Below are 26,134 nucleotides of genomic sequence, written 5' to 3'. Positions count from 1 at the left end.
CCCTGTTGATTACGGTTCCCCCCAACCTAATAAGAAACACAAAGGGATTCTGGCAATGCGCGATTACTTGTCTGTTACAGATCAGTTCAACTATCAGCACACCGTCGACGCCACACTCGCAGGCGATCTGACGGCACTCAACGCCTGTGTCGAATGCTGTGACCGGCATGCCTTGCCGGGTCGCATCGCGCTGTTCTGGGAGGGGCGCGACGGCGCCAGTGCGACCTACACCTTCACTGATTTGCAGGACAAGGCCGCGCGTTTCGCCAATTACCTGTTGGCCCAGGGCGTGAAGAAGGGTGACAAGGTCGCCGGCCTGCTGCCACGCAACATCGAATTGCTGATCACCGTGTTCGCCGCCTGGCGCATCGGCGCGGTGTATCAACCGCTGTTCACCGCGTTCGGCCCCAAAGCCATCGAGCACCGCCTGAGCTGCTCTGGCGCCAAAGTGGTGGTGACCGATGCGGTGAACCGGCCAAAACTTACCGAGGTCGCCGACTGCCCGACCATCGTTACCGTCACCGGCCCCAAAGGGCAGGGCCTGGTGGGTGGCGATTGCAGTTTCTGGGCCGAACTGGCCAACTATTCTTCCCACTGCGAACCCGTGCTGCTGACTGGCGAAGATCCGTTCCTGATGATGTTCACCTCGGGCACCACCGGCCCGTCGAAAGCGCTGTCGGTGCCGCTCAAGGCCATCGTTGCGTTCCAGAGCTACATCCGCGACGCGGTTGACCTGCGCCCGGAAGACGCCTTCTGGAACCTCGCCGATCCGGGTTGGGCCTACGGCATTTACTACGGTGTCACCGGGCCCATGTCGATGGGGCATCCAATCACCTTTTACGATGGCCCGTTCACCCTCGAAAGTACCTGCCGGGTGATCAACAAGTACGGGATTACCAACCTCGCGGGCTCCCCGACGGCCTACCGTTTGCTGATTGCCGGCGGCGATGAGTTCGCCAGGTCGATCAAGGGCAAGCTGCGCATCGTCAGCAGCGCCGGCGAGCCGCTGAACCCGGAAGTGATCCGCTGGTTCGCCGACAACCTCGGCGTGGTCATCCACGACCACTACGGCCAGACCGAGTTGGGCATGGTGCTGTGCAACCACCATGGCCTTGAACACCCGATTCACATGGGCGCCGCCGGTTTTACCTCGCCGGGCCACCGCATTGCGGTCCTCGATGACGAATACAAGGAACTCGGCGTTGGCCAGCCCGGCATCCTGGCCATCGACCGCAGCCAGTCGCCGATGTGCTGGTTCGCCGGCTACGAAGGCGGGCCGACCAAGGCCTTTGTCGGCAACTACTACTTGAGTGGCGACACCGTCGAGTGGAACCCGGACGGCAGCATCAGCTTCGTCGGTCGCAGCGATGACGTGATCACCACCTCCGGCTACCGGGTCGGCCCGTTCGACGTGGAAAGTGCGCTGATCGAACACCCGGCTGTGGTCGAGGCCGCCGTGGTTGGCAAACCCGATCCGGAGCGCACCGAACTGGTCAAGGCGTTCGTCGTGCTCAGCGCGCAATACCGCGCAGAACCTGCGTTGGCCGAAGAGCTGCGCCAGCACGTGCGCAAGCGCCTGGCGGCGCATTCCTACCCCCGTGAAATCGAATTTGTCAGCGAGTTGCCGAAAACCCCAAGCGGCAAATTGCAGCGCTTTATCTTGCGCAACCAGGAAATCGCCAAGGCTCAAGAGGCTGCGGCGAAGAACCTTCCAGCTTGAAAGGGAAACAATGATGCAGATCCAGAACAAGATTTTTATCGTCACCGGTGGTGCTTCCGGCCTCGGCGCAGCGACGGCCGAGGTGCTGGTCGCCGCAGGCGCGAAAGTGATGCTGGTGGACATGAATGCCGAGGCCGTTGCAGCCCAGGCCCAGCGCCTTGGCGCGCACAGCGTGGTGGCGGACATCAGCAACGAAGCGGCGGCCGAAGCGGCCGTGCAGGCGACGGTCGAAGCCTTTGGCGGCCTCAATGGTCTGGTCAATTGCGCCGGCATCGTGCGTGGCGAGAAGATTCTCGGCAAGAACGGTCCGCACTTGCTGTCCAGTTTCAGCCAGGTGATCAACGTCAACCTGATCGGCAGCTTCAACATGCTGCGCCTTGCGGCAGCGGCGATTGCGCAAACCGAAGCGGATGCCGATGGCGAACGCGGCGTGATCATCAACACTGCTTCTGCCGCGGCTTACGACGGTCAGATCGGTCAGGCGGCCTACTCGGCGTCCAAAGGGGCTATCGTCAGCCTGACATTGCCGGCGGCCCGTGAACTGGCACGCTTCGGCATCCGTGTAATGACCATTGCACCGGGCATTTTCGAGACGCCGATGATGGCTGGCATGACCCAGGAAGTCCGCGATTCTCTGGCCGCTGGCGTGCCATTCCCGCCGCGTTTGGGCAAACCGGGCGAGTATGCCGGGCTGGTCAGGCATATTATTGAAAACAGCATGCTCAACGGCGAGGTGATCCGTCTCGACGGTGCCTTGCGCATGGCCGCCAAATAAGGAGGATTTGTCATGACAATGTCCAACGATCCGATTGTAATCGTCAGCGCCGTCCGCACCCCCATGGGTGGATTCCAGGGCGAACTGAAAAGCCTGACCGCGCCGCAACTGGGTGCCGCCGCTATCAAGGCCGCCGTTGAACGTGCCGGCGTTTCCAGTGACGGCATCGACGAAGTGCTGTTTGGCTGCGTACTGCCGGCTGGCCTTGGCCAGGCCCCTGCGCGCCAGGCGGCACTGGGTGCCGGGCTGGATAAATCGACCCGCTGCACCACCCTGAACAAGATGTGCGGTTCGGGCATGGAAGCGGCGATTCTGGCCCACGACATGCTGGTGGCTGGCAGTGCCGACGTGGTGGTCGCCGGTGGCATGGAAAGCATGTCCAACGCGCCTTACCTGCTGGACCGTGCCCGTGCCGGCTACCGCATGGGCCATGGCCGGGTGCAGGACTCGATGTTCCTGGACGGCCTCGAAGACGCCTACGACAAGGGCCGCCTGATGGGCACCTTCGCCGAAGACTGCGCCGAAACCAACAGCTTCAGCCGGGAAGCTCAGGACGCGTTCGCCATCGCCTCGACCACCCGTGCGCAACAGGCGATCAAGGACGGCAGCTTCAAGGCCGAAATCGTCCCGCTGACCGTGACGGTCGGCAAAGAGCAAGTGGTGATCAGCAACGACGAGCAGCCGCCAAAAGCCAAGCTGGACAAGATCGCTTCGTTGAAACCGGCGTTCCGTGAAGGCGGTACGGTGACGGCGGCCAACTCCAGTTCGATTTCCGACGGTGCGGCGGCATTGGTGCTGATGCGCCAGTCCCAGGCACAGAAACAAGGCCTGAAGCCGCTGGCGGTGATCCATGGCCACGCTGCGTTCGCCGACACCCCGGGCCTGTTCCCGGTGGCGCCGATTGGTGCGATCAAGAAGCTGATGAAGAAAACCGGCTGGTCGATCAATGACGTCGATCTGGTGGAAGTCAACGAAGCCTTCGCCGTGGTTGGCATGGCCGCGATGACCCATCTGGAAATCCCTCACGAGAAACTCAATGTGCACGGCGGAGCTTGCGCCTTGGGCCACCCGATCGGGGCGTCTGGCGCGCGGATTCTCGTGACCTTGCTGTCGGCCCTGCGCCAGAAAGGCCTGAAGCGCGGCGTCGCGGCGATCTGCATCGGTGGCGGTGAAGCGACGGCGATGGCCGTGGAATGCCTGTACTGAACCTGACGCTATCCCATGTGGGAGCGGGCTTGCTCGCGAAAGCGGTGTGTCATCCGACGATGATGTCGACTGACACGGCCTCTTCGCGAGCAAGCCCGCTCCCACAGGGGGCTGCGTCGTAACCAGATTCAAGGATTCACCATGATCCCCAATGACGACCAACAACAAATCCGCGACATGGCCCGGGACTTTGCCCAGGAACGGCTCAAACCCTTCGCCGCCGAGTGGGACCGCGAACACCGCTTCCCCAAGGAAGCCATCGGCGAGATGGCCGGCTTGGGCTTCTTCGGCATGCTGGTGCCGGAGCAGTGGGGCGGGTGCGACACCGGTTACCTGGCCTACGCCATGGCGCTGGAAGAAATCGCCGCCGGCGATGGCGCCTGCTCGACCATCATGAGCGTGCACAACTCCGTGGGTTGTGTGCCGATCCTCAACTACGGCAACGACGAGCAGAAGGAGCGCTTCCTCAAGCCGTTGGCCAGCGGCGCGATGCTCGGCGCTTTCGCCCTGACCGAGCCCCAGGCGGGTTCCGACGCCAGCGGCCTGAAAACCCGTGCGCGTCTGGAAGGCGATCACTACGTGCTCAACGGCTGCAAGCAGTTCATCACCTCCGGGCAGAATGCCGGGGTAGTGATCGTGTTTGCGGTGACCGATCCGAACGCCGGCAAACGTGGCATCAGCGCGTTTATCGTACCGACCGATTCGCCGGGTTATAAAGTCGCGCGGGTCGAGGACAAGCTCGGCCAGCACGCGTCCGACACCTGCCAGATCCTCTTCGAAGACGTGAAGGTGCCGGTGGCCAACCGTTTGGGTGAGGAGGGCGAAGGCTACAGGATCGCCCTGGCCAACCTGGAAGGTGGCCGCGTCGGCATCGCCTCGCAATCGGTGGGCATGGCCCGTGCCGCGTTTGAAGCGGCTCGCGACTACGCCCGTGAGCGCGAGAGTTTCGGCAAGCCGATCATCGAGCATCAGGCCGTGGCGTTCCGCCTGGCGGACATGGCCACCCAGATCGCCGTGGCGCGGCAAATGGTGCACTACGCCGCGGCCCTGCGCGACAGCGGCAAGCCGGCCCTGGTCGAGGCATCGATGGCCAAGTTGTTCGCCTCGGAAATGGCCGAGAAGGTATGCTCCTCGGCGCTGCAAACCCTCGGCGGTTATGGTTACCTCAACGACTTCCCGCTGGAGCGGATCTACCGCGACGTGCGGGTGTGCCAGATCTACGAAGGCACCAGCGACATTCAGCGCATGGTCATCTCGCGCAATTTATAAGAAGGAGTCCCCTGTGAACGACAAAGAGCTGAACTACGAAACGATTTTGCTGGAAACCCACGGCCGCGTTGGCCTGATCACCCTCAACCGCCCTCAGGCGTTGAACGCGTTGAACGCGCAGATCGTCAGCGAGCTGAACCAGGCCCTTGATGGTTTCGAGGCGGATGCGAACATCGGCTGTATCGTCCTGACCGGTTCGAAAAAGGCGTTTGCCGCGGGTGCCGACATCAAGGAAATGGCCGAGCTGACCTACCCGCAGATCTACCTCGACGACCTGTTCAGCGACAGCGACCGCGTCGCCAACCGCCGCAAGCCGATCATCGCGGCGGTCAACGGTTTTGCCCTGGGTGGCGGTTGTGAGCTGGCGCTGATGTGCGACTTCATTCTGGCCGGCGACAACGCCAGATTCGGCCAGCCGGAAATCAACCTGGGCGTGTTGCCGGGCATGGGCGGCACCCAACGCCTGACCCGCGCCGTGGGCAAGGCCAAGGCCATGGAAATGTGCCTGAGCGGGCGTTTGATCGATGCCGTGGAAGCGGAGCGTTGCGGCATCGTGGCGCGGATCGTGCCAAGCGATGAGCTGCTGGACGAAGCGCTGAAAGTCGCGGCGTTGATCGCCAAAAAGTCGCTGCCGATTGCGATGATGGTCAAGGAAAGCGTCAACCGTGCCTTTGAAGTGAGCCTGTCCGAAGGCGTGCGCTTTGAGCGTCGGGTGTTCCATGCGGCGTTTGCGACGCAGGATCAGAAGGAAGGCATGGCGGCGTTCATTGCCAAGCGTGAGGCGCAGTTCGTCGGTAAGTAATGCGGCGTATTTGCTGACGCCTTCGCGAGCAAGCCCGCTCCCACAAAGGGATCTCATAAACGCCGGGATCCAGTGTGGGAGCGGGCTTGCTCGCGAAGCTTTTGATTTTTACCGGGTCAAACCAGATAGTTCTTCAGTTCACGGGCAATCACCATCCGCTGAATCTCGCTCGAGCCTTCGTAGATCTGCGTGATCCGCGCATCCCGGTAGTACTTCTCCACCGGGTAGTCTTCCAGATACCCGTACCCGCCATGAATCTGAATCGCGGACGAACAGACCTTTTCCGCCATTTCCGACGCAAACAGCTTGGCCTGTGATGCCTCCGACAGGCAGGGCTTTCCAGCTGTGCGCAGGCGCGCAGCGTGCAGGATCATCAACCGTGCGGCGTTCAGTTGCATGTGCATGTCGGCCAGCAGGTTGGCGATGCTCTGGTGCTCATTGATCGTCTTGCCAAATTGCACCCGGTCACGGGAATAGGCCAGCGCCGCTTCGAACGCCGCGCGGGCGATGCCCAGCGCCTGGGCGGCGATGCCGATGCGGCCGCCTTCGAGGTTGGACAGGGCGATGGCCAGGCCTTTGCCGCGTTCACCCAGCAGATTGGCTTCGGGGATGGCGCAGTTGTTCAGGGTGACGGCGCAGGTGTCGGACGCGCGGATACCCATTTTGTGTTCAGTGCGGTCAACGATAAAACCGGCGGTATCGGTCGGTACCAGGAACGCCGAGATGCCACGTTTGCCCAGGTCCGGATCGGTCACGGCAAATACAATCGCCAGCTTGGCGCGCTTGCCGTTGCTGACGAATTGCTTGGCGCCGTTGATCACCCATTGGCCGTTGCGCAGTTCGGCGCGGGTGCGCAGGTTGTGCGCTTCGGAACCGGCCTGGGGTTCGGTCAGGCAGAAGCAGCCAATGACCTTTCCGCTGGCCAGGTCCGCCAGCCAGGTCTGTTTCTGTTCTTCGCTGCCGTAGTTGAGCACCGGCCCGCAGCCCACGGAGTTGTGGATGCTCATGAAAGCGCCGGTAGCGCCGTCGCCGGCGGAAATCTCTTCTACCGCCAGTGCATAGGCCACGTAGTCGACATAGGTGCCACCCCATTCCTCGGGGACCACCATGCCCAGCAGGCCCAGCTCACCCATCTTCGCCACCAGACCGTCATCGATCCAGCCGGCCTTTTCCCAGGCCTGGGCATGGGGCGCGATTTCGCCACGGGCAAAATCCCGGGCCATGTCGCGGATCATCACTTGCTCTTCGCTCAATTCGATATCGTGCATGGCTCAGCCCTCGTTCCGGTCAAATCCGCTGAAGAAACTCGCCACGTGTTCGGCGTCCAGCGCCTGGAGGGTGGGCGGGTTCCAGCGTGGTGTCTTGTCTTTGTCGATCAGCAAGGCGCGCACGCCTTCGATCAGGTCACCGCGCTCGAACCACTGGCGGTCCAGGTGCAGCTCAAGGGCGAAACATTGTTCAAGGGGCAGTTCGCGTCCGCGACGGAGCATTTCCAGGGTGACGCCCATGGCCAGCGGCGAACGGGTTTCCAGCAGGTCGGCGGTGGTGACGGCCCACGCATGGCTGTCGGCGACCGAGACCTGGCGCAGTTGCTCCACAATACTCGGCACGTCGGGTTGGGCGAAGAAGTGGTCGATGGCCGGGCGCAAAGTCGCCAGTGGCGCATCAGGCAGTTGCTGCACGCCGAGTTTTGCCAGCAAGCTTTGCAGATCCTTGAGTGGTGTGTCGTGCCATTCGAGCTGGTCGAGTTTTTCGTCCAGCGTGCCCAGTTTGTCGCTTTCGAGGTACCAGTCGGCCAGGCCGCAATACAGCGCATCGGCGGCGCGAATCTGCACGCCGCTGACGCCCAGGTAAATCCCCAGTTCACCGGGGATGCGCGGCAGGAAGTAGCTGCCGCCGACGTCGGGGAAATAGCCGATACCGACTTCCGGCATGGCCAGGCGGCTTTTCTCGGTGACCACCCGCAGGTCCGCGCCTTGCACCAGGCCCATGCCGCCGCCGAGGACAAAACCGTCCATCAGGGCCAGCACCGGTTTGCGGTAATGGTGGATCGCCAGGTCAAGGGCGTATTCCTCGACGAAGAAATCTTCGTGCAGGGTGTCGCCGCTTTTGAAGCTGTCATGCAGCGAACGAATGTCGCCGCCGGCGCAGAAGGCTTTTTCGCCGGCACCGCGCAGGACCACGGCATACACTTGCGGGTCGTGGGCCCAGGCGTCGAGCTGGCGGTGCAGGTTGCGCACCATGTCCAGGGTCAGGGCATTGAGGCCGGCGGGGCGGTTGAGGGTCAGGTGACCGATGTGGTTGCGAACCTCGGCCAGCACTTCGTTTTGCATGGCATCCATGGACAGCGGCCCATTCGATGTAACCTGAGCAGTCATCACTAACTCCCTGCTTTTATTGTTCTTTATCGAGATGCTCGCGCGCGAGCGATGGCGGATCGTAACAGTGCAAATTTGCCGTGTACAAGCCGGATAAGTGCAGGTCATCTGTGCATTTTTGCATGTAGATGTCCGGCATTGTTACAGCGTAGACCACGGTGGATTCAGACAAACGCCGCGAGCAGATCCTCTTCGAAGGCCTTCTGCGCATCCCCGGCCACCTGCGCCCGGTGCCGGGCCAGGTGAAACGCGACGTCGAAACTCATGTCGCTGCGCACCGACCGCAGCAATCCCTTGTCTTCCCAGGTGCGGGCAAAGTGGCTGGGCAGATAACCGATATGCTTGCCGGACAGGATGAAGGCGAGGGTGCCTTCGACCTGTTCCGAACGGGCCGAACACCGCTCGCCCTGAAAGGGCTCGTCACTGCGCAGGAAACGGTAGGGGTGACCAACCCGGTCGCTGGCCTGCAGGTCCTGATCGTCCGGGTTTGCGTTGGTGAACAGCGGATGGCCGGGAGCGCAATACAGGTGCTGGGTTTCAATGAACAGTTCGCGGTAGTCAAACGCGCTTTGCACCTGCGAGAAGTAGCCGATGGCCAGGTCCAGCCGCTGTTGCAGCAGCAAGCGCTCCATCTCGCCGGGCATGGCGCTGATCAGCTCGATGCGCACCGATTCGTCCCGTTCACGAAAACGCCGGATCGCCTCGGCCACCCGCTGCAGCACCGATTGATCCAGCGCCTCGGACAGGCCCAGGCGCACTTCGCCGATCAAGCGCCCGGCTACGCCGTTGGATTGATGGCGGAAGGCTTCGATGGACTGGAACAAGCCACGGGTCGCGCTGAGGAGTTGTTCGCCCTTGGGCGTGAGCCTGAACCCGCCTTTACCGCGACTGCACAGTCGATAGCCGAGGCGGGTTTCCAGCTTGGCCATCTGCTGGCTGATGCTCGACTGGCTCAACCCCAGCTGGCCCTGGGCGGCGCTGAATCCGCCGCACTCCACCACGCTGACAAACAGACGCAACAGGTGCAGGTCCAGATCATGCAGTTGGCCGAGCATCAAACATTACTCCGTCATAAAGTCAGGTTAATTAACTTGATATTTCACCAATGTAACCGACGACGCATCCTGCAACCACTTCCTCCGGTCAGGTGTTCGTCATGGCTCCCATGTTCAAGCTGTGTTTACCCGCGTTATTCCTTGCCATGGCCGCATCGGCCCAGGCCGAGGACAAGGTGGTCAATCTGTACAGTTGGGCCGATTACGTCGCCCCCGAAACCCTGCAACGGTTCGAGGAGGAAACCGGCATCCATGTGCGCTACGACACCTTTGACTCTTCGGAAGTACTGGAGACCAAATTGCTCACCGGCGGCAGCGGTTATGACGTGGTGGTGCCGTCCTCCAGCGTACTGGCGCGGGGGCTTGCGGCCGGGGCGTTGAAACCGATTCCCCACGAAGGCCTCAAGGGTTACGCCAACCTCGATCCGGATTTGCTGGAAAAGCTCGCCGCCGTCGATCCCGGCAACCGCTACGGTGTGCCTTATACCTGGGGCACCCTGGGTTTGGGCATGAACGTCGAGGCGCTCAAGCAGCGCTTGCCGGACGTACCGCTCAACAGCCTGGATCTGCTGTTCAAGCCCGAGTACGCGAGCAAGTTGAAGGATTGCGGCATCGCCATTCTCGATTCGCCCCAGGAGGTGATCGGGCTCGCTCTGCATTACCTGGGTAAAGATCCCTACAGCACCGACAAGAACGATCTGTCAGCCGCCGAGGCATTGTTGCATCAGCTGCAGCCTAACGTGCTGTACGTCGCCACCGGGCGGCAGATCAGCGACCTGGCCAATGGCAGCGTGTGCCTGGCATTGACCTACAACGGAGACGCGAGCATGGCCGCCGACCAGGCACGCAAGGCCAGCAAACCCTATGAAATTGCCTACCGGATTCCCAGGGAGGGCACCCTCGTCTGGCAGGACAACCTGGCGATTCCCATGGACGCGCCGCACCCCGAAGCCGCCCGTGCCTTTATCGAGTTCATGTTGCGCCCCGAGTCCGTGGCGGCACTGACCAACACCCTGTTCTTCGCCACGGCGAACCAGGCCGCCACGCGGCTGGTGGATGAAGCGGTGCGCACCGATCCGGACATCTACCCCCTGGCTGATGTACGTGAGCGGCTGTACGCCGATCGCAGCATGAACCTCAAGGACCTGCGTCAGCGCACCCGCCTGTGGACCACTTTCCGTAGTCGCCAATAACAATAAAGGAGCCTTCAATGGACGTCCCGATGCAGAACGATCAAGCCCTTACCCGTGACAGCCTCTATGGCACGGCCGCCGAAAGCACTTACGCCGGTATCACCAGTTTCATGCGTCGCCGCTACAGTCGTGACTTGCGCGGGGTCGACGTGGCGGTCAGCGGTGTGCCGTTCGACACCGCCACCAGCAACCGCCCCGGCGCACGCTTCGGACCACGGGGCATTCGCGCCGCCTCCGCCGGGATCGCCTGGGAACGGCACTGGCCGTGGGCCTTTGATCCGTTCGACCATCTGGCGGTGATCGATTTTGGCGATTGCAAATTCGATTACGGTTCGCCGCAATCGACGCCGGAATGCATCGAGGCCCACGCCGAGCACATCCTAAACGCCGGCACGGCCATGCTGACCTTTGGCGGCGACCATTTCATCACCTATCCGCTGCTCAAGGCCCATGCCCGCAAGCACGGGGCATTGTCGCTGATCCACTTCGACGCCCACAGCGACACCTGGCCGGACGAAGAGGGCAAGCGCATCGACCACGGCACCATGTTCTGGCACGCGGCCAGGGAAGGGCTGGTGGATCCGTCGCGCTCGGTGCAAATCGGCTTGCGCACCACCAATGACGATCACCAGGGCTTTCAAGTGCTGGATGCGCGACAGGTGCATCGCCGTGGCTGCGAAGCGATTGTCGAGGCGATTCGCGCGCGGGTCGGCGATAACCCGGTGTACCTGACCTTCGACATCGACTGCCTCGATCCGGCATTCGCTCCGGGTACCGGAACGCCGGTGTGCGGCGGCCTGAGCACGGTGCAGGCGCTGGAGATCCTCGGCGGCCTGCGCGGGATCAATCTGGTGGGCATGGACGTGGTGGAAGTGGCGCCGGCCTATGACAGTGCGGAGATCACCTCACTGGCGGCGGCAACATTGGCGATGGAGATGCTGTGTCTGTATGCGGCCAGGCATAAGGTCGATAAGTAGTACAGGGTCGAAATGTGGGAGCGGGCTTGCTCGCGAAAGCGGTGTGTCATTCAACAACCATGTCGACTGATACGACGCCTTCGCGAGCAAGTCGGATCGCCGCACCGCCGCTCCCACAGTTTGGATTGGTGTCAGGCGACTGGAACGATTGGCAGGTCGAGGACCTGACCACCACTGAACCGCGCGAACGAACCGGCAATGGATTCGTGCGGCACGCCTTGGGCCACCTCGCTGACACCGTCCAGCCGTGCCACCTGCTCAGCACTCAACTGCACATTCAGCGCGCCCAACGTGGCGTCCAGTTGTTCACGTGTCCGCGAACCCAGGATCGGAATCAGCGCCGTGGTCGAGCGGCTGGCCTTTTCTCGCAACCAGGCAATCGCCACGTGGGTCGGGCTGGCGTCGAGTTCTGCGGCGACGTCGATCAAGGTGTCGAGCAGGGCGGTTTCGCGGGCGCTTTTTTCAGCATGAATCAGCACGCCGAGCTTGTTCGCGCGGTTGTCGCCTTCGCTGTTGCGATATTTACCGGTCAGGAAGCCGCCACCCAGCGGCGACCACAGCGTCGCGGCCAGGCCAAGGGCTTCGGCCATCGGCAGTTGTTCGCGCTCGGCGGTGCGTTCGGCGAGGCTGTACTCGACCTGGATCGCAGCGATCGGCGCAAAACCACGGACTTCAGCCAGCAGGTCGGCGCGGGCGATGCGCCACGCGGGGAAGTTCGACAGCCCGGCATAGTGGATCTTGCCGGCACTGACCAGGTCGTCGAAGCCGCGCAGGATCTCTTCCATGGGGGTGACGCCGTCGCTCATGTGGGCCCAGAACAGGTCGATGTGATCGGTCTTCAGCCGTTTCAGGCTCTCTTCGACGGCGCGCACCATGTTCTTGCGGCTGTTGCCCGTGTGGGAAATACCGGCCGCCGGTGTAGTCCCCAGGGTGTATTTGGTGGCGATGACCAGGCTATCCCGTTCGCTATTGATGAATTCGCTGAGCATGGCCTCGGACTGCCCGCCCTGATAACCATTGGCGGTATCGATGAAGTTGCCGCCGGCTTCCAGGTAACCATCAAAAATGCGCCTGGCTTCGTCACGCTCGGCACCATGGCCCCAGCCGGTACCGAAATTGCCGGCGCCCAGGGCCAGTTCGGACACTCTCAAGCCGGTTTTACGACCGAATACTTTGTAATGCATGGGATAGCTCCAGAGGGATGACGGCAGGATTTATAAATGATGCATGACATGTATAAAATATGATGCTAATCATTTAAGTCGTCAAGGTGCATTTCTTTCCAGCACAAAACCGCCGATCGCCGGTCACGCCATCACTGCGCAATGGCATACTGCCGCCCATGACTTTCGAATCCCCCTTAAGCGCCTGGCAGCACGCGATCGAGCAAAAGGGCTTCGTCCAGGACGAGGCCCAGGAGCATGCCGTGTGGGCGCTGCAAAAATGCCACGAAGCGCTGCATGAAGGCCGCTCTCCCGTTTGCGGCGTGTACCTGTGGGGGCCGGTGGGGCGGGGTAAAACCTGGTTGATGGACCAGTTCTACCAAAGCCTGCGAGTACCGGCGCGGCGCCAGCACTTTCACCACTTCATGGGCTGGGTGCACCAGCGTTCGTTTCAACTGACCGGCACCGCCGACCCGCTCAAGGCGTTGGCCCGCGAGTTGTCCGAAGCCGTGCGCGTGCTGTGTTTCGACGAGTTGTTCGTCAATGACATCGGCGACGCGATCATTCTCGGGCGCCTGTTCCAGGTGATGTTCGAGCAGGGTGTGGTGGTGGTCTGCACCTCCAACCTGCCGCCGGACCAGTTGTACGCCGACGGTTTCAATCGCGACCGTTTCATGCCCGCCATCGCCGCGATCAAGCAACACATGCAGGTGATCGCGGTGAATGGCGCAGAAGACCATCGCCTGCATCCGGGGGCCGTTTCGCAGCGCTATTGGGTGGCTGAACCAGGCAAGCCCGGTGCGCTGGGTGAGGTGTTCCAGACGTTGAGCGACGGCCAGTGGGCATCGTGCGAGCCGGTCCCGGTCGGTTACCGCTCGCTGGAAGTGGTCAAGGCCAGCCCGACCGTGCTCTGGACCCGCTACGCCGCGCTGTGCGAGCAACCCTTCGCGGCCATGGATTTCATCGCCCTGTGCGATACCTACGACGCTATTCTGTTGGGGGATGTACCCAACCTCAGCGCGCAAAAACGTGCCGGGCGCATCGCCCGCGGTACCGAGGACGGTGTCGAGCGGGTGGAAGCGGGGGACCGCGAGCTGCCACAATTATCGGTGCATGACGACGGCGTAAGACGTTTCATCGCGCTGGTGGACGAGTGCTACGACCGCAAGGTGCCGCTGTACCTTGAGGCACAAGTGCCGATGGCAGCGCTTTATACCGAGGGTTATCTGGAATTCCCGTTCCGCCGCACCCTCAGTCGATTGCAGGAAATGCAGTTGCAACGGTTTGCCGACCTCTGATCGGGAGCAGCACACATGAATCAGCCCCTGTCGCACCACCTGCTGACCATGGCTTATCAGAATGCCTGGGCCAACCACCGACTGGCCAAGGCTTGGAGGCAGTTGAGCCCGCAGGAGTTGATCGCCGCCCGGGTCAGCTTCTTCCCCAGCATCCGCGCAACCCTCAACCACATCCTCACTTGCGACTGGTTTTATGTGGATGCGCTGGAGCGCGAAATGCGCGGCGACGATCCGCATCCCGATTGCCGGGTGTTTTTCAAGGAAGACGAACCCTGCCTCATCGCGGCGGACCTTGTTCGTGAACAGGCCCATGTCGACCGCCGATTGATCGCTTACTGCGAGCAGCTGCGCGACGCCAGCCTTGGCAAAATCGTGACCATCGCCCGCGACACACCGCAACACGACAGCCGTTTGCGCCTGCTGTCCCATTTGTTCGAACACCAGATCCATCATCGCGGTCAGGTTCACGCCATGCTCAGCGGCACTTCGGTCAAGCCACCGCAACTCGACGAGTTTTTCTGCGCCGGCGAGTCGCACTTGCGGGCCGAGGATTTTGCCGAGCTGGGGTGGACGGAAGCATTGATCTGGGGCGTTTGAACGCCAAAGAATTGCGCGGTGGTGATTGTAGATACCCGGGTGCTCGCGCTATGGTCCGCCGGTACTTCAGCGTGAAATACAGGCTGGGGGCTACTTCATGTGTGATCGAGGATGGAAATGGACTCCGCAGAAATTCTTGTGCTTCAGGCCAGCTACACCAATCCGGTGCATGCCGAGGCTATTTGTCTGGTGTTGAACCACTACGCCGAGGACCCGATGGGCGGCGGCCAGCCGTTGCCGGCCCATGTACTGGAGCAACTCCCGGCAGAGCTTGCCAGGCGTCCCCACGCTTTCAGTGTGCTGGCCTTTGTCGGGGGCGAGCCGGCCGGGCTGGTCAATTGCTTCGAGGGGTTCTCGACCTTTGCCTGCCGGCCGTTGGTCAATGTGCACGACGTGTCGGTGGTGAAAAAATTTCGCGGCTTGGGCTTGAGTCAGAAGATGCTGCAAAAGGTCGAGGACATCGCCCGTCAGCGTGGCTGCTGCAAGCTCACCCTGGAAGTGCTGGAAGGCAATGCAGTGGCGCAGGGCTCGTATGAAAAAGCCGGTTTCGCCGCCGGCATGTTCGACCCGGCCCATGGACGCATGCTGTTCTGGACCAAGAGCCTCTAACTCGACAGAGCGTTTTTTTGGTTGCACTCCCTTGTGGGAGCTGGCCTGCCAGCGATGGTCGTTAACGATAACGCGTTTGGACTGGATGAACGCGGCGCGCTTGAGTCCATCGCCAGCAGGCTGGCTCCTACAGTTTCAGCGTGGGCTTGGCCCCTTGTGGGAGCTGGCTTGCCAGCGATGGTCGTTAACGATTACGCGTTTGGGCTGGTTAAACGCGGCGCACTTGAGTTCATCGCCAGCAAGCTGGCTCCTACAGTTTTAGCGTGGGCATGGCCCCTTGTGGGAGCTGGCCTGCCAGCGATGGTCGTTAACGATTACGCGTTTGGACCGGATGAACGCGGTGCGCTTGAGTCCATCGCCAGCAGGCTGGCTCCTACAGTTTCAGCGTGGGTATAGCCCCTTGTGGGAGCTGGCCTGCCAGCGATGGTCGTTAACGATGACGCGTTTGGACTGGATGAACGCGGCGCATTTGAGTTCATCGCCAGCAGGCTGGCATGCGTGAAGAACCCAAAAAAAGGGCGTCCATCAGGACGCCCGACCTTTGCGACTGTAGAGCCGCAGTCAGAGGATCATTTCGGTCTGTAGGTTTCCGTCATTTGTGCGGTTTGATCGTCAGGCACCCGTAGTTCGGTGCTCTGGATCGGATGGCCGAGGGCTGCTTGCTGGGCCAGTCGCAGACTTTCGAAGTAATAGCGCATGCGTTCGGCTCCACCTTCGGCGAATGCGCTGGTCGAACCCAGCGCCATCAGGCCGGCGAGGATCGCGGCGGTGCGTTTCATGGTATGCCTCCCACTAAAGATGTCGGATGCCTTTCGTCCATGAATCAATGAAGCAGTGTCGAAATGGCATTATCCGCCGATTCGCTTAAATGGGAATTAACTTCACCGCTGGCCTTACCATGAAAAAGGGGCCGCAAGCGGCCCCTGAAAGGATTACTGCTGAACGACCGCGGGTGACGTTTTCGGCTTCATCAGGCTGAAGTCGATCAACGCGCGCTGCTCGCGCTCATAGGGGTTGCCGATCATCAATGGCCGGGGCTTGAAACCGTCGCTGACCAGACTCTTGCTGCGATCGAGTTCGTCGAAGCTCAGGCCTGCCAGATCGGCCCAGGTGTGGATCAGGTGCGAGCTGCTGTAAGGACGCGACAGATCGCCGGCGAGGTTCCAGTCATGGCTTGCCCGCCATTTCGGCGAAGCCCAGGCCATGAACGGAATGGTGTACATCGGTGCCGTCGGCTTGTTCTCGTTACGCCCCAGGGTGTTGTGACCTGCGGAATCGAACACGTCTTCGCCATGGTCGGAGAGGTACAGCAGAAAGCCGTTCGGATCGGTTCTGGCGTAGTCCTTGATCAGGCTGGACACCACGAAGTCGTTGTACAGCACAGCATTGTCATAGCTGTTGTACGTCGGCACCTGATCGTCACGTACGCCGGCCGGTACGCCATTGCGGTCCTGGAACCTGTCGAATGCCTGCGGGTAGCGGTACTGGTAGCTCATGTGCGTGCCGAGCAGATGCACGACGATGAGTTTGCGCGGTGCCTCGTCGGCCAGGGCCTTGTTGAACGGCTCGATCACGTCGCCGTCGTACTGCGCGGCGTTCTGGTTGCGGTTGTTGTTCAGGTACACCTGCTCGTCGGCCTGTTCGGAGAAGGTCGTGAGCATGGTGTTGCGCTTGGTCATGGTCTGCTGGTTGGTGATCCAGAAGGTTTTGTAACCGGCCTGTTTCATCATGCTGACCAGCGATGGCGTCGACAGGTACAGGTCCGGGTTTTCTTCGTCGGCGAAGGTCAGGACCTGTTGCAGCGCTTCAATGGTGTAGGGGCGCGGGGTGATGACGTTGTCGAAAACGTCCAGTTGATCCTTGAGCTTGTCCAGTTCCGGCGTGGTTTGCCGTGGGTAACCGTACAGGCTCATGCGCTGACGGTTGGTGGACTCGCCGATCACCAGCACCAGGGTCGCAGGCGTGTTGGCCATGGCGTCCTTGAGGTTGTGCAGCGGTGCAATCCTGCTGGCGCTGTTGAGCATGTCCTGCATGCCGGCCAGGGTTTCCAGATAACGGTGATAGGCCACGGCCATCTGCCATGGCACCGCCGGCTCGATGCGGGTTTCGAACTTGTCGAAGCCTTCGGCGAAACTGCCGGTGCGCAAGGTTTGCTTGATCAGCGGATAACCGACCACCGCTACGACAATGCCCAGCGCCGCCACGATAGCCTTGCCACGGGGCAGGTACACCGGGCGCAGGCGAGTCCAAAGGAAATAGGCAAATGCGGTGTGGGCCAGGAACGCCGGGATCATCCACCAGGCAAAGTACTGGGTCATGTACTCGCCGGCTTCAGCCACGTTCGACTCGAACATGATGAAGATGACGCTCTGGGAAAATTCCTGCTGGTAAATGAAGAAGTAGCCCAGGCTCGCCATGGAACACGCCCACAGCACGATGCCGATCACGGCGGCCATGACACGGGTCTGTTTGGGGAACAGCAGCATCGGCGCCAGCCAGATCGCGCTCATGACGAAGGCCTGGCGGAATCCGGAAAACCCGGAGGTGCCCGTCAGCTGGATCAACAGTTGGGTAATGCCGGAAAAGTACCAAAAGAATACAAACAGCCAGACGAGTCCGGCCCAATCAAAACCTGCCGCAGTCGTTTTGCTGCGTTCGAACAAAGACATTCAGCGCTCCAGCCGAGAATTCACTACACCGCCGGGACTTGGAGATCGCGGACGACGAACGAGGGCCGCACGGAACCGGGCAGCCTGGAACTTGTAATTATCGTGAGACAATTGTGAAAATTTCGTGAGTTGCCGGAGGCGGCAGGGCGTGAGCCGGTGCGGAAGCAGTGCAGACTGCTCCCGCTTGAGACGGGGGAATCAGGCGAGTGGGGCGCGTTGCACCGCAACCAGGGGTTGCGTCTGACCTGTTTGCAGCAGCAGTCGCAACTGCGCCAGCTCCTGTTTCAATTGATCGCGTTCGTCCTTCAACTGACGCAATTCATCGCGACGGATAGTGACGTAAAGGGTTTGTGCTGGCAGTGCGGTATGTACTGTGCCCATTGCTCACCTCGCAAATGGCGTGTCTCAACTGTAGAGCCGCGTCGAAATCAACGGCTGATCTACTATCGGCGCCAATTTTGATTTCTTTTGCTCCCGAAGGGAACTTTTTTATTTTTCATTGTCGTTGTGTCTTCGGGTTGATTCCCGACGTTATCCATCAGGATCGGGCACAATGCCCGGAAACTTCACGCCAACGCTCTGGACTAACCTCATGAGTCGCGTTGGGCTATAACCTTTGACACACTTTTTATTTGTAGTAGGGAGCATCAGCACATGCAACTCGGGATTATTGGACTGGGCCGCATGGGCGGCAATATTGCGCGGCGCCTGATGCTCAACGGGCACACCACCGTTGTTTACGACCGCAATACCGCCTTTGTCGAAGCCTTGTCCGCTGAGGGTTCCACCGGCGTCACGGATCTGCCTGCGCTGGTCGCTGGCCTGGCCAGGCCGCGTGCGGTGTGGGTCATGCTGCCGGCAGGCGCGCCGACCGAAGAGACCATCGACACCCTGAGCAATTTGCTCGAAGCCGGCGACACCATCATCGACGGCGGCAACACCTTCTATAAGGACGATATCCGCCGGGCCAGGACCCTGTCGGAAAAGGGCCTGCATTACATCGACGTCGGTACATCCGGCGGCGTCTGGGGCCTGGAGCGTGGCTACTGCATGATGATCGGCGGCGATGCCGCGACCGTTAAGCGTCTCGACCCGCTGTTTGCAACCCTGGCCCCGGGCATGGGTGACATCCCGCGTACCAAGGACCGCAAGTCCGACGACGATCGTGCCGAGCGTGGCTACATTCACGCCGGTCCCGCCGGCGCCGGGCATTTCGTGAAGATGATCCACAACGGCATCGAATACGGAATGATGCAGGCCTTCGCTGAAGGCTTCGACATCCTGCAAACCAAAAACAGCGAGAGCTTGCCAGCCGACCAGCGTTTCGACCTGAACGTCGCCGACATCGCCGAAGTCTGGCGTCGTGGCAGCGTGGTGTCCTCGTGGTTGCTCGACCTGACGGCCGACGCCCTGGCCAGTGATCCGAAGCTCGACGGTTTCTCCGGGTCGGTGGCCGACAGCGGTGAAGGCCGCTGGACCATCGAGGCGGCAATGGAGCAAGCGGTGCCGGTGCCGGTGCTGTCGAACTCGCTGTTTTCCCGCTACCGCTCGCGCGGCCAGGGCACCTTTGGCGACAAGGTTCTCTCGGCCCAGCGCTTCGGCTTCGGCGGCCACGTGGAGACCTCGAAAAAATGACCCACGTGATCCGCAGGAAATCCAAGGCTGAGCCTGCACCCGCGACGACGCTGTTTCTGTTTGGCGCCCATGGCGACCTGGTCAAGCGTCTGTTGGTGCCGGCGCTGTATAACCTCAAGCGCAACGGGTTGCTCGGGGATGGACTGCGGATCATCGGCGTTGACCACAACGCCATCAGCGATGAGGGTTTTGCGCAAAAGCTCGAAGACTTCATTCGCAACGAGATGGCTGGCAAGGGCGATCACACCCTTGATCCAGCGGTCTGGTCCAGACTTGCCAAAGGCATCAGCTACGTCCAGGGCGATTTCCTGGACGACAGCACTTATCAAGCGCTGGCGGCGAAAATCGCCGACAGCGGAACCGGCAATGCGGTGTTTTACCTGGCCACCGCGCCGCGTTTCTTCAGTGAGGTGGCGCGCCGACTCGGTGCCGCCGGCTTGCTGGAAGAGACCCCCGAGGCCTTCAGAAGGGTGGTGATCGAAAAACCCTTCGGCTCCGACCTGCAAACGGCTGAGGCCTTGAATGCCTGCCTGCTCAAGGTGATGACGGAAAAGCAGATCTACCGGATCGATCACTATCTGGGCAAAGAGACCGTACAGAACATTCTGGTCAGCCGGTTCTCCAACAGCCTGTTCGAAGCGTTCTGGAACAATCACTACATCGACCACGTGCAGATCACCGCCGCGGAAACCGTCGGCGTGGAAACCCGTGGCAGTTTTTATGAGCACACGGGCGCGCTGCGGGACATGGTGCCCAATCACCTGTTCCAGTTGCTGGCGATGGTGGCGATGGAGCCGCCCGCTGCGTTTGGCGCCGATGCGGTGCGTGGCGAGAAGGCCAAGGTCGTCGGCGCGATCAGGCCCTGGACGGTCGAGGAGGCCCGTGCCAACTCGGTGCGCGGTCAATACGCCGCGGGTGAAATCGACGGCAAGGTGCTGCCGGGCTATCGCCAGGAAGACAAGGTCGCACCCGACAGCAATACCGAAACCTATGTGGCCCTCAAGGTCATGATCGATAACTGGCGCTGGGTCGGGGTGCCGTTCTACCTGCGCACTGGCAAGCGCATGAGCGTGCGTGACACCGAGATCGTCATCTGTTTCAAGCCGGCGCCCTATGCTCAGTTTCGCGATACCGAGGTCGATGAACTGCAGCCGACTTATTTGCGCATTCAGATACAGCCGAACGAAGGCATGTGGTTCGACCTGTTGGCCAAGCGTCCCGGTCAGGCCCTGAAAATGGACAACATCGAACTGGGGTTTGCCTACAAGGATTTTTTCGAGATGCAGCCGTCCACGGGCTACGAAACCCTGATCTACGATTGCCTGACCGGCGATCAGACGTTGTTCCAGCGCGCCGACAACATCGAAAACGGCTGGCGCGCCGTGCAGCCCTTCCTCGATGCCTGGCAGCAGGACGCCAGCGTGCAGAGCTATGCTGCCGGGGAAAACGGCCCGAAGGCCGGCGAAGAATTGCTCACCCGTGACGGTCGCGTCTGGCACCGACTCGGGTAATGTGGGAGCGAGCTTGCTCGCGAAAGCGGTCTGTCAGGCACTTGGATGTGAATGTGCCGACGCCATCGCGAGCAAGCTCGCTCCCGCAGGGCTGGCGGGGTTACAGCCAGTAGCTCACCGCATACCACCCGAGCAAGCCCATGACCACGGTGTAGGGCAACGCCATCCAGACCATCCGACCGTAAGACAGGCGCACCAGCGGTGCAATCGCCGAGGTGAGCAAGAACAGGAACGCCGCCTGGCCGTTGGGCGTCGCCACGCTTGGCAGGTTGGTGCCGGTGTTGATCGCAATGGCCAGCGTCTCGAAATGTTCGCGGGTCATCTCACCTGCCATGAATGCGCGCTTCACTTCGGTGATGTAAATAGTCGCGACGAACACGTTGTCACTGATGGCTGACAGCAGGCCGTTGGCAATGAACAGCATGCCCGGTTGTTGGTCCGCCGGCAGCGCGAGTACCCATTGGATCAACGGCGAGAACAATTGCTGGTCGTGAATCACCGCGACCACGGCGAAAAACACCACCAACAAGGCGGTAAACGGCATGGCGTCCTTGAACGCGGTGCCGAGGCGATGTTCGTCGGTGATGCCGGTAAACGCGGTGATCAATACGATCACCATCAAACCGATCAAGCCCACTTCGGCGATGTGAAACGCCAGCCCGGCGATCAGAATCAATGCGGCAGCGCCCTGTACCAGAAGCGCGGCACGTTGGCGGGCGGTGCGCTCGGCATTGTCTTCGGCGGCGTAGTTGGCCAGCACCGCACGGACGTTATCCGGCAGCAGCGTGCCGTATCCGAACCAGCGCAGCTTTTCCAGCAGGACGCATGTCACCAGGCCTGCAACCAGTACCGGCAGGGATACCGGTGCAACCTTGATGAAGAATTCGTAGAAATGCCAACCCATTTCATGGCCGATCAGCAGGTTCTGCGGCTCGCCGACCAGCGTACACACACCGCCCAGTGCGGTGCCTACGGCACCGTGCATCAGCAGGCTGCGCAAAAAGGCGCGGAACTGTTCGAGATCGCCCTGATGCAGGGTGGGCAGATGTTTGTCGTCGCTGTACTCGCTGTCCTGGCGCGGGTCGTTACCCGAGGCGACGCGGTGATACACCGAGTAAAAGCCTACGGCGGCACTGATGATCACGGCGGTCACGGTCAAGGCATCGAGGAACGCCGACAGGAAGGCCGACAGGAAGCAGAACATCAGGGACAGCGCGGCCTTGGAGCGAACCCCCAACAGCAGGCGCGAGAACAGGTACAGCAGCAAGTCCTTCATGAAGTAGATACCGGCCACCATGAACATCAGCAGCAGGATCACCGGGAAGTTGTGCAGCAACTCGTCATACAGCGCCTGGGGCGTGGTCATCTTCAGCAGCAGGGCTTCGACCAACAACAGGCCGCCGGGCATCAACGGATAACACTTGAGCGCCATGGCCAGGGTGAAGATGAACTCCAGCACCAGCAGCCAGCCAGCCGCCACCGGGCCTGCGGTCCACATTACCAGGGCATTGAGAATCAGAAAGCCGACGATGCAGGCCTTGTACCAACGGGGCGAATGCCCGAGAAAGTTGTGCGCGAACGCCTGGGCCATTGAACCGGACATCGGCTGCTCCTTGTTTTAAGAAGCGCGCAAGTTGCCGCAAGCGGGTGAGAAGATCAAGCGCAGGAAAAATGCATGTGCCTACCCCTGATAGCGAGCGATGACCGCCTTGTAGTTTCCATGCAGTGAATAGCCGCCGACGACGATGTTTCCGTCGGCCTGCGCCGCGACACAGGTGGCGGTATCCAGGCTCGGGCCCAGGCGAGTACGTGTATAGCCGCTGCCTTTGCCGAAACGGCGATCGGGAAGGCCGTTGGGCAGGTATCGCCCGACAATGAAGTCTGCTTCGATGCCGCCGAAGGTTGCGCCCGCCGTCAGCACACCGCCATCGGGCTGTAACTGCGCGGTATTCCACTGGCAGCCTTTGTGGCCAATTACCAGACGTTGCGGCTGGCCTGCGTTGCAGTGGTTGTCGGGGCGGCCGTTGCTGTGCATCTTGAAAGTCAGGCAGTGCATCGGTTCGCGACTGCTGCCAAAACACAAGACGTCACCGTTGCTTTGCTGGACCACCTGACTGACCCGGGCGCCATACCCACGCGCCTTGAACGTCAGGAATCCATCCACGGCAAAACTGTCGTCGAGGCGGCCGTCGGCGTGGTAGCGCGCCAGCAAGCCTTCTTCAGGAAAGTTGATCGACCCACCCACCAGAACCCGGCCGTCACCTTGTACCGTCAGGCTGCTGAGCCAGGTATTCATCAGCAGGTGCCGGACCACCACAAAGCCACGGCCATTGAACGAGCAGTCCAGCGAGCCTTCGACATCCAGTCGTATCAACAGGCCCACGTGATCGGCCTGTTCGAAGTGATGGTTGGCCAGAATCAGGATCCGGCCGTCTCGCTGTACGCCCACATCGCAGGCTTCAGCGCCCGGCACACCGGGAGGCAGCCAGATATCGCGCATACCGAGGGACAGACCACCAGGCAATCGCACGACGCGGTGGCCATTATCGCCAAAGCTTCGAACCAGGCGCCCCTCTTGATCGAACAGTGCCAGACCCGGGAGCGTGCGGTGTGCGTTATCGTATTGCAGGCCGGCCAACAGGATATTGCCGTCGGGCATGACCAGAACCCTGGCGCCCATGGCTTCGAATCCGGGTTCGAATTGCCCGATGACGCTGCCTTGCCTGCCGAACGCAAGGTCTGCCGAACCATCCTCCAGCAAGCGGGCCAGACCAAAGCGGCTGCCCTCGGCCATGACGACCTTTGCCGCCACCAGCATACGGCCCCGGGCATCGATTGCGACGTCGTTGGCCATGCTGCAAAGGCTGTCGGCGAAATACACCTGGGTTTTACCGTTGCCTGCAAACGTCGTATCGAGAGTGCCGGCAGTGTTCCGGACGGCGGGGCGGGCAATGGCGGACTGGATTGGCATGAACCGCATCTCCTTGCGAGTCGTCCTTATCCAGAAGTTTGGGTGGCGACTTTATAAGAAGAATATTCAATCCCTGAATGGGGAGATGCACAACGGTATGAACTAACAGACGGAGAGTCGCTGTGTGCCACAACAGTGTCTTTTCGAACCAATGGCAAGCCTGCAAAGTATCAGGCGCACAAAAGCTCAAACTAACGGGGCAATGAGTGCGTATGGGCGAGAACCATCAGCCCAACTAAAAGACGGGGGAGGGCGCGGATTACTCCGGAGTAATCCGCAAAACGATTAGTGCGGCATCGACCACGACTGCAGTGTGTAACCTTCCTCGCTCAATTCGGCGCGGGCCTGTTCCAGCAACAGTTCGAGTTGTGCAGGATCGGAATAAGCACTGCTCGGGATCTGCTTGCGGCCAATGCGGGTGCTGGTGCGATCGATAACGGTCAGGCTGAGTTCGCCATTACCGTCTTGTGGAGCCCAGGCCACGCATTTGAATGGTTTGAATGCGCGGTCGGCAATCAGAAGTGCCTCGTTGATACGGAGCGGGGCGTTCATAGGGTCTTCTCTCTGTATGCCCAATCAAGTGATGTGCCGTCGGTTGGGCTTACCGTTCGGCTGGTTACTTGTACTGATGCCCGCAACCGGGGTCCGGGTCACACACAATCAAAAGAAATTTCGACTTTATTTCATTGGCTCAAGAATGAGTCCGGCATTGAAAGCTGAATGAAAGGAAGGAGTCGTTAGGTAACTATCAAAGGCGTTTTTTATAACTGTATTTCTTTCAGTCCTATAGTCAAACGGTACAAGGGGCTGTCAAGTTCTTGCTAACGTTACAGTCAGGTCCGCCAAATGATTGTTTTTAATAAATTTTCTAAAATTTGGCGTCAAGGAACAGTCATGAGCGATGCGCCAGCTTCACGACGTCTATTAGTGGTGGACCCCTGTGACGATTGCTATCGTCTGCTCCCTGGACTGCGCGAAATCGGTTGGGAGGTTGACAGCTGCACGCTGGAGCACGCCGCTGAGCGAACCTGTGACGTGGGCTTGATACGCCTGCAGCCGTATCACCTTGAGCACCCGGAGCCCGTCAAGGAGTTGATCAGCCGCAGTGGCGCAGAGTGGATAGCCGTACTCAACCAGGAAGTGCTGCGACTGAAAAATGTCGGCGACTTTGTCTGTGAGTGGTTTTTTGACTTTCATACCTTGCCATTCGATGTGTCCAGGGTTCAGGTAACGCTGGGCCGGGCATTTGGCATGGTGCGGTTGCGTGGGCAGGGTACGGTGCATGTTGACCAGTCCGAGCACGAATTGCTCGGCGACAGTAAACCTGTGCGTGAACTGCGAAAACTGTTGAGTAAACTGGCCCCGACCGAATCTCCGGTATTGATTCGCGGTGAAAGCGGCACTGGCAAGGAATTGGTCGCACGAACCCTGCATCGCCTGTCCCAGCGTCACAGCAAACCCTTCATCGCGATCAATTGTGGTGCGATTCCCGAACACTTGATCCAGTCCGAGTTGTTCGGTCATGAGAAAGGTGCGTTTACCGGCGCACATCAACGCAAGGTCGGACGAATAGAAGCCGCTAACGGTGGCACCCTGTTTCTCGACGAGATCGGTGACCTGCCGCTGGAGTTGCAGGCCAATCTGCTGCGGTTCCTCCAGGAAAAGCACATTGAGCGGGTGGGCGGCAGTCAGCCGATTCCGGTCGATGTGCGGGTGCTGGCGGCGACGAATGTCGACCTTGAAGCCGCTATCGCGAAGAAACGCTTTCGCGAAGACTTGTATTACCGCCTGAACGTACTGCAAGTGCTGACCGTTCCGCTGCGCGAGCGCCATGGCGACTTATCGATGCTGGCCAATCACTTTTCCCACTTCTACAGCCGTGAAACCGGACGTCGCCCCCGCAGTTTCAGCGAAGACGCCCTGATTGCCATGGGCAAACACGACTGGCCAGGCAATGTGCGTGAACTGGCCAATCGCGTACGTCGCGGACTGGTATTGGCCGAAGGCCGGCAGATCGAGGCTCGTGACCTGGGGTTGATCAGTCAACACGCAATTGCCGCGCCGATGGGCACCCTCGAAGAATACAAGACCCGGGCCGAACGCCAGGCGTTGTGCGATGTATTGAGCCGTCACAGCGATAACCTGAGTGTCGCCGCCAAAGTATTGGGCGTGTCGCGCCCGACTTTCTACCGGTTGTTGCACAAGCATCAGATTCGTTGAACTCCTGCTTCAAACAAAAAGACCGCTGCAATGGAAATTGGGGGCGCGGCGCGCTTGAGTCCATCGCCAGCTGGCTCCTACAGTTT

The 26,134-nt window shown here is 60.7% G+C and carries 23 protein-coding genes; 13 read left to right on the top strand and 10 right to left on the bottom strand.

Features of this window, described 5'->3' with window-relative positions:
* The first annotated feature begins 55 nt into the window (after positions 1–55).
* From AC3WN7_RS11420 to AC3WN7_RS11400, 5 genes are all read left to right on the top strand, one after another.
* Complete coding sequence (locus tag AC3WN7_RS11420; RefSeq protein WP_095966666.1) at positions 56–1,720, top strand: AMP-binding protein; 1,665 nt, start codon at positions 56–58, stop codon at positions 1,718–1,720.
* A 13-nt stretch (positions 1,721–1,733) separates the two neighbouring features.
* Positions 1,734–2,495, top strand: coding sequence for an SDR family NAD(P)-dependent oxidoreductase (locus tag AC3WN7_RS11415; RefSeq protein ID WP_095966772.1), 762 nt, complete (start codon positions 1,734–1,736; stop codon positions 2,493–2,495).
* A 12-nt stretch (positions 2,496–2,507) separates the two neighbouring features.
* Positions 2,508–3,701, top strand: a complete 1,194-nt coding sequence (locus AC3WN7_RS11410) for an acetyl-CoA C-acyltransferase (protein ID WP_095966667.1) — start codon at positions 2,508–2,510, stop codon at positions 3,699–3,701.
* Between the two features lie 141 nt (positions 3,702–3,842).
* Entirely contained in the window at positions 3,843–4,970 is a 1,128-nt protein-coding gene (locus tag AC3WN7_RS11405; RefSeq protein ID WP_015094979.1) for an acyl-CoA dehydrogenase, read from the top strand.
* Between the two features lie 28 nt (positions 4,971–4,998).
* Complete coding sequence (locus tag AC3WN7_RS11400) at positions 4,999–5,772, top strand: enoyl-CoA hydratase (RefSeq protein WP_102673833.1); 774 nt, start codon at positions 4,999–5,001, stop codon at positions 5,770–5,772.
* 116 nt (positions 5,773–5,888) lie between these two features.
* Here AC3WN7_RS11400 and AC3WN7_RS11395 read toward each other — a convergent pair whose 3' ends face one another.
* The 3 genes from AC3WN7_RS11395 to AC3WN7_RS11385 all read right to left on the bottom strand — a co-directional run bounded on the left by AC3WN7_RS11395 (position 5,889) and on the right by AC3WN7_RS11385 (position 9,205).
* On the bottom strand, positions 5,889–7,040 hold the full coding sequence (locus tag AC3WN7_RS11395; protein WP_095966670.1) for an acyl-CoA dehydrogenase family protein: 1,152 nt from the start codon (positions 7,038–7,040) through the stop codon (positions 5,889–5,891).
* 3 nt (positions 7,041–7,043) lie between these two features.
* Positions 7,044–8,150, bottom strand: a complete 1,107-nt coding sequence (locus tag AC3WN7_RS11390) for an enoyl-CoA hydratase/isomerase family protein (protein WP_095966671.1) — start codon at positions 8,148–8,150, stop codon at positions 7,044–7,046.
* A 164-nt stretch (positions 8,151–8,314) separates the two neighbouring features.
* Complete coding sequence (locus AC3WN7_RS11385; RefSeq protein WP_095966672.1) at positions 8,315–9,205, bottom strand: LysR family transcriptional regulator; 891 nt, start codon at positions 9,203–9,205, stop codon at positions 8,315–8,317.
* Between the two features lie 101 nt (positions 9,206–9,306).
* On the opposite strand from AC3WN7_RS11385, the gene AC3WN7_RS11380 reads away from it, so the two are divergent.
* Positions 9,307–10,398: a polyamine ABC transporter substrate-binding protein gene (locus AC3WN7_RS11380; protein ID WP_095966673.1), complete on the top strand. Its 1,092-nt coding sequence runs from the start codon at positions 9,307–9,309 to the stop codon at positions 10,396–10,398.
* A 17-nt stretch (positions 10,399–10,415) separates the two neighbouring features.
* The gene (gene speB / locus AC3WN7_RS11375) at positions 10,416–11,375 is read left to right on the top strand and encodes an agmatinase (RefSeq protein ID WP_095966674.1); all 960 of its coding nucleotides are present in this window, start codon (positions 10,416–10,418) and stop codon (positions 11,373–11,375) included.
* Between the two features lie 131 nt (positions 11,376–11,506).
* Here the strand turns inward: speB and AC3WN7_RS11370 are convergent, their stop codons facing one another.
* Complete coding sequence (locus AC3WN7_RS11370) at positions 11,507–12,559, bottom strand: aldo/keto reductase (protein WP_095966675.1); 1,053 nt, start codon at positions 12,557–12,559, stop codon at positions 11,507–11,509.
* Between the two features lie 158 nt (positions 12,560–12,717).
* Here AC3WN7_RS11370 and zapE point away from each other — a divergent pair, with 158 nt between their 5' ends.
* From zapE to AC3WN7_RS11355, 3 genes are all read left to right on the top strand, one after another.
* Positions 12,718–13,836, top strand: coding sequence for a cell division protein ZapE (gene zapE, locus AC3WN7_RS11365; protein WP_095966676.1), 1,119 nt, complete (start codon positions 12,718–12,720; stop codon positions 13,834–13,836).
* 15 nt (positions 13,837–13,851) lie between these two features.
* Positions 13,852–14,433, top strand: coding sequence for a DinB family protein (locus tag AC3WN7_RS11360; RefSeq protein WP_095966677.1), 582 nt, complete (start codon positions 13,852–13,854; stop codon positions 14,431–14,433).
* Positions 14,434–14,550: 117 nt separating this feature from the next.
* Positions 14,551–15,042, top strand: coding sequence for a GNAT family N-acetyltransferase (locus AC3WN7_RS11355; protein ID WP_015094987.1), 492 nt, complete (start codon positions 14,551–14,553; stop codon positions 15,040–15,042).
* Positions 15,043–15,611: 569 nt separating this feature from the next.
* On the opposite strand, the gene AC3WN7_RS11350 is transcribed toward AC3WN7_RS11355, so the two are convergent.
* The 3 genes from AC3WN7_RS11350 to AC3WN7_RS11340 form a co-directional block, all read right to left on the bottom strand.
* On the bottom strand, positions 15,612–15,821 hold the full coding sequence (locus AC3WN7_RS11350) for a hypothetical protein (RefSeq protein ID WP_102673774.1): 210 nt from the start codon (positions 15,819–15,821) through the stop codon (positions 15,612–15,614).
* A 153-nt stretch (positions 15,822–15,974) separates the two neighbouring features.
* Positions 15,975–17,711 carry a phosphoethanolamine transferase CptA gene (locus AC3WN7_RS11345; RefSeq protein ID WP_102673775.1) on the bottom strand — a complete coding sequence of 579 codons (1,737 nt, stop codon included), beginning with the start codon at positions 17,709–17,711 and terminating at the stop codon, positions 15,975–15,977.
* A 198-nt stretch (positions 17,712–17,909) separates the two neighbouring features.
* Positions 17,910–18,092, bottom strand: a complete 183-nt coding sequence (locus AC3WN7_RS11340) for a DUF6026 family protein (RefSeq protein WP_095966680.1) — start codon at positions 18,090–18,092, stop codon at positions 17,910–17,912.
* A gap of 273 nt (positions 18,093–18,365) precedes the next feature.
* On the opposite strand from AC3WN7_RS11340, the gene gnd reads away from it, so the two are divergent.
* The gene (gene gnd / locus AC3WN7_RS11335) at positions 18,366–19,346 is read left to right on the top strand and encodes a phosphogluconate dehydrogenase (NAD(+)-dependent, decarboxylating) (protein ID WP_102673776.1); all 981 of its coding nucleotides are present in this window, start codon (positions 18,366–18,368) and stop codon (positions 19,344–19,346) included.
* Positions 19,343–20,857, top strand: coding sequence for a glucose-6-phosphate dehydrogenase (gene zwf / locus AC3WN7_RS11330; protein WP_102673777.1), 1,515 nt, complete (start codon positions 19,343–19,345; stop codon positions 20,855–20,857). The genes gnd and zwf overlap by 4 nt, the downstream gene beginning before the upstream one ends.
* A gap of 100 nt (positions 20,858–20,957) precedes the next feature.
* Here the strand turns inward: zwf and nhaB are convergent, their stop codons facing one another.
* From nhaB to AC3WN7_RS11315, 3 genes are all read right to left on the bottom strand, one after another.
* Positions 20,958–22,460 (bottom strand): sodium/proton antiporter NhaB, encoded by a 1,503-nt coding sequence (gene nhaB / locus AC3WN7_RS11325; RefSeq protein ID WP_102673778.1) that lies wholly within the window; start codon positions 22,458–22,460, stop codon positions 20,958–20,960.
* A 78-nt stretch (positions 22,461–22,538) separates the two neighbouring features.
* Positions 22,539–23,828, bottom strand: a complete 1,290-nt coding sequence (locus AC3WN7_RS11320; RefSeq protein WP_095966684.1) for an NHL repeat-containing protein — start codon at positions 23,826–23,828, stop codon at positions 22,539–22,541.
* A gap of 285 nt (positions 23,829–24,113) precedes the next feature.
* Complete coding sequence (locus tag AC3WN7_RS11315) at positions 24,114–24,380, bottom strand: hypothetical protein (protein ID WP_057714735.1); 267 nt, start codon at positions 24,378–24,380, stop codon at positions 24,114–24,116.
* Positions 24,381–24,722: 342 nt separating this feature from the next.
* Between AC3WN7_RS11315 and AC3WN7_RS11310 the strand changes: the two genes are divergently transcribed.
* A complete protein-coding gene (locus AC3WN7_RS11310) occupies positions 24,723–26,048 on the top strand; it encodes a sigma-54 dependent transcriptional regulator (RefSeq protein WP_102673779.1) in 1,326 nt (441 codons plus the stop codon).
* The last annotated feature ends 86 nt before the right edge of the window (positions 26,049–26,134 follow it).

The organism is Pseudomonas sp. FW305-70 (assembly GCF_058783925.1).
This window is presented reverse-complemented; position numbering and strand designations above follow the sequence as displayed.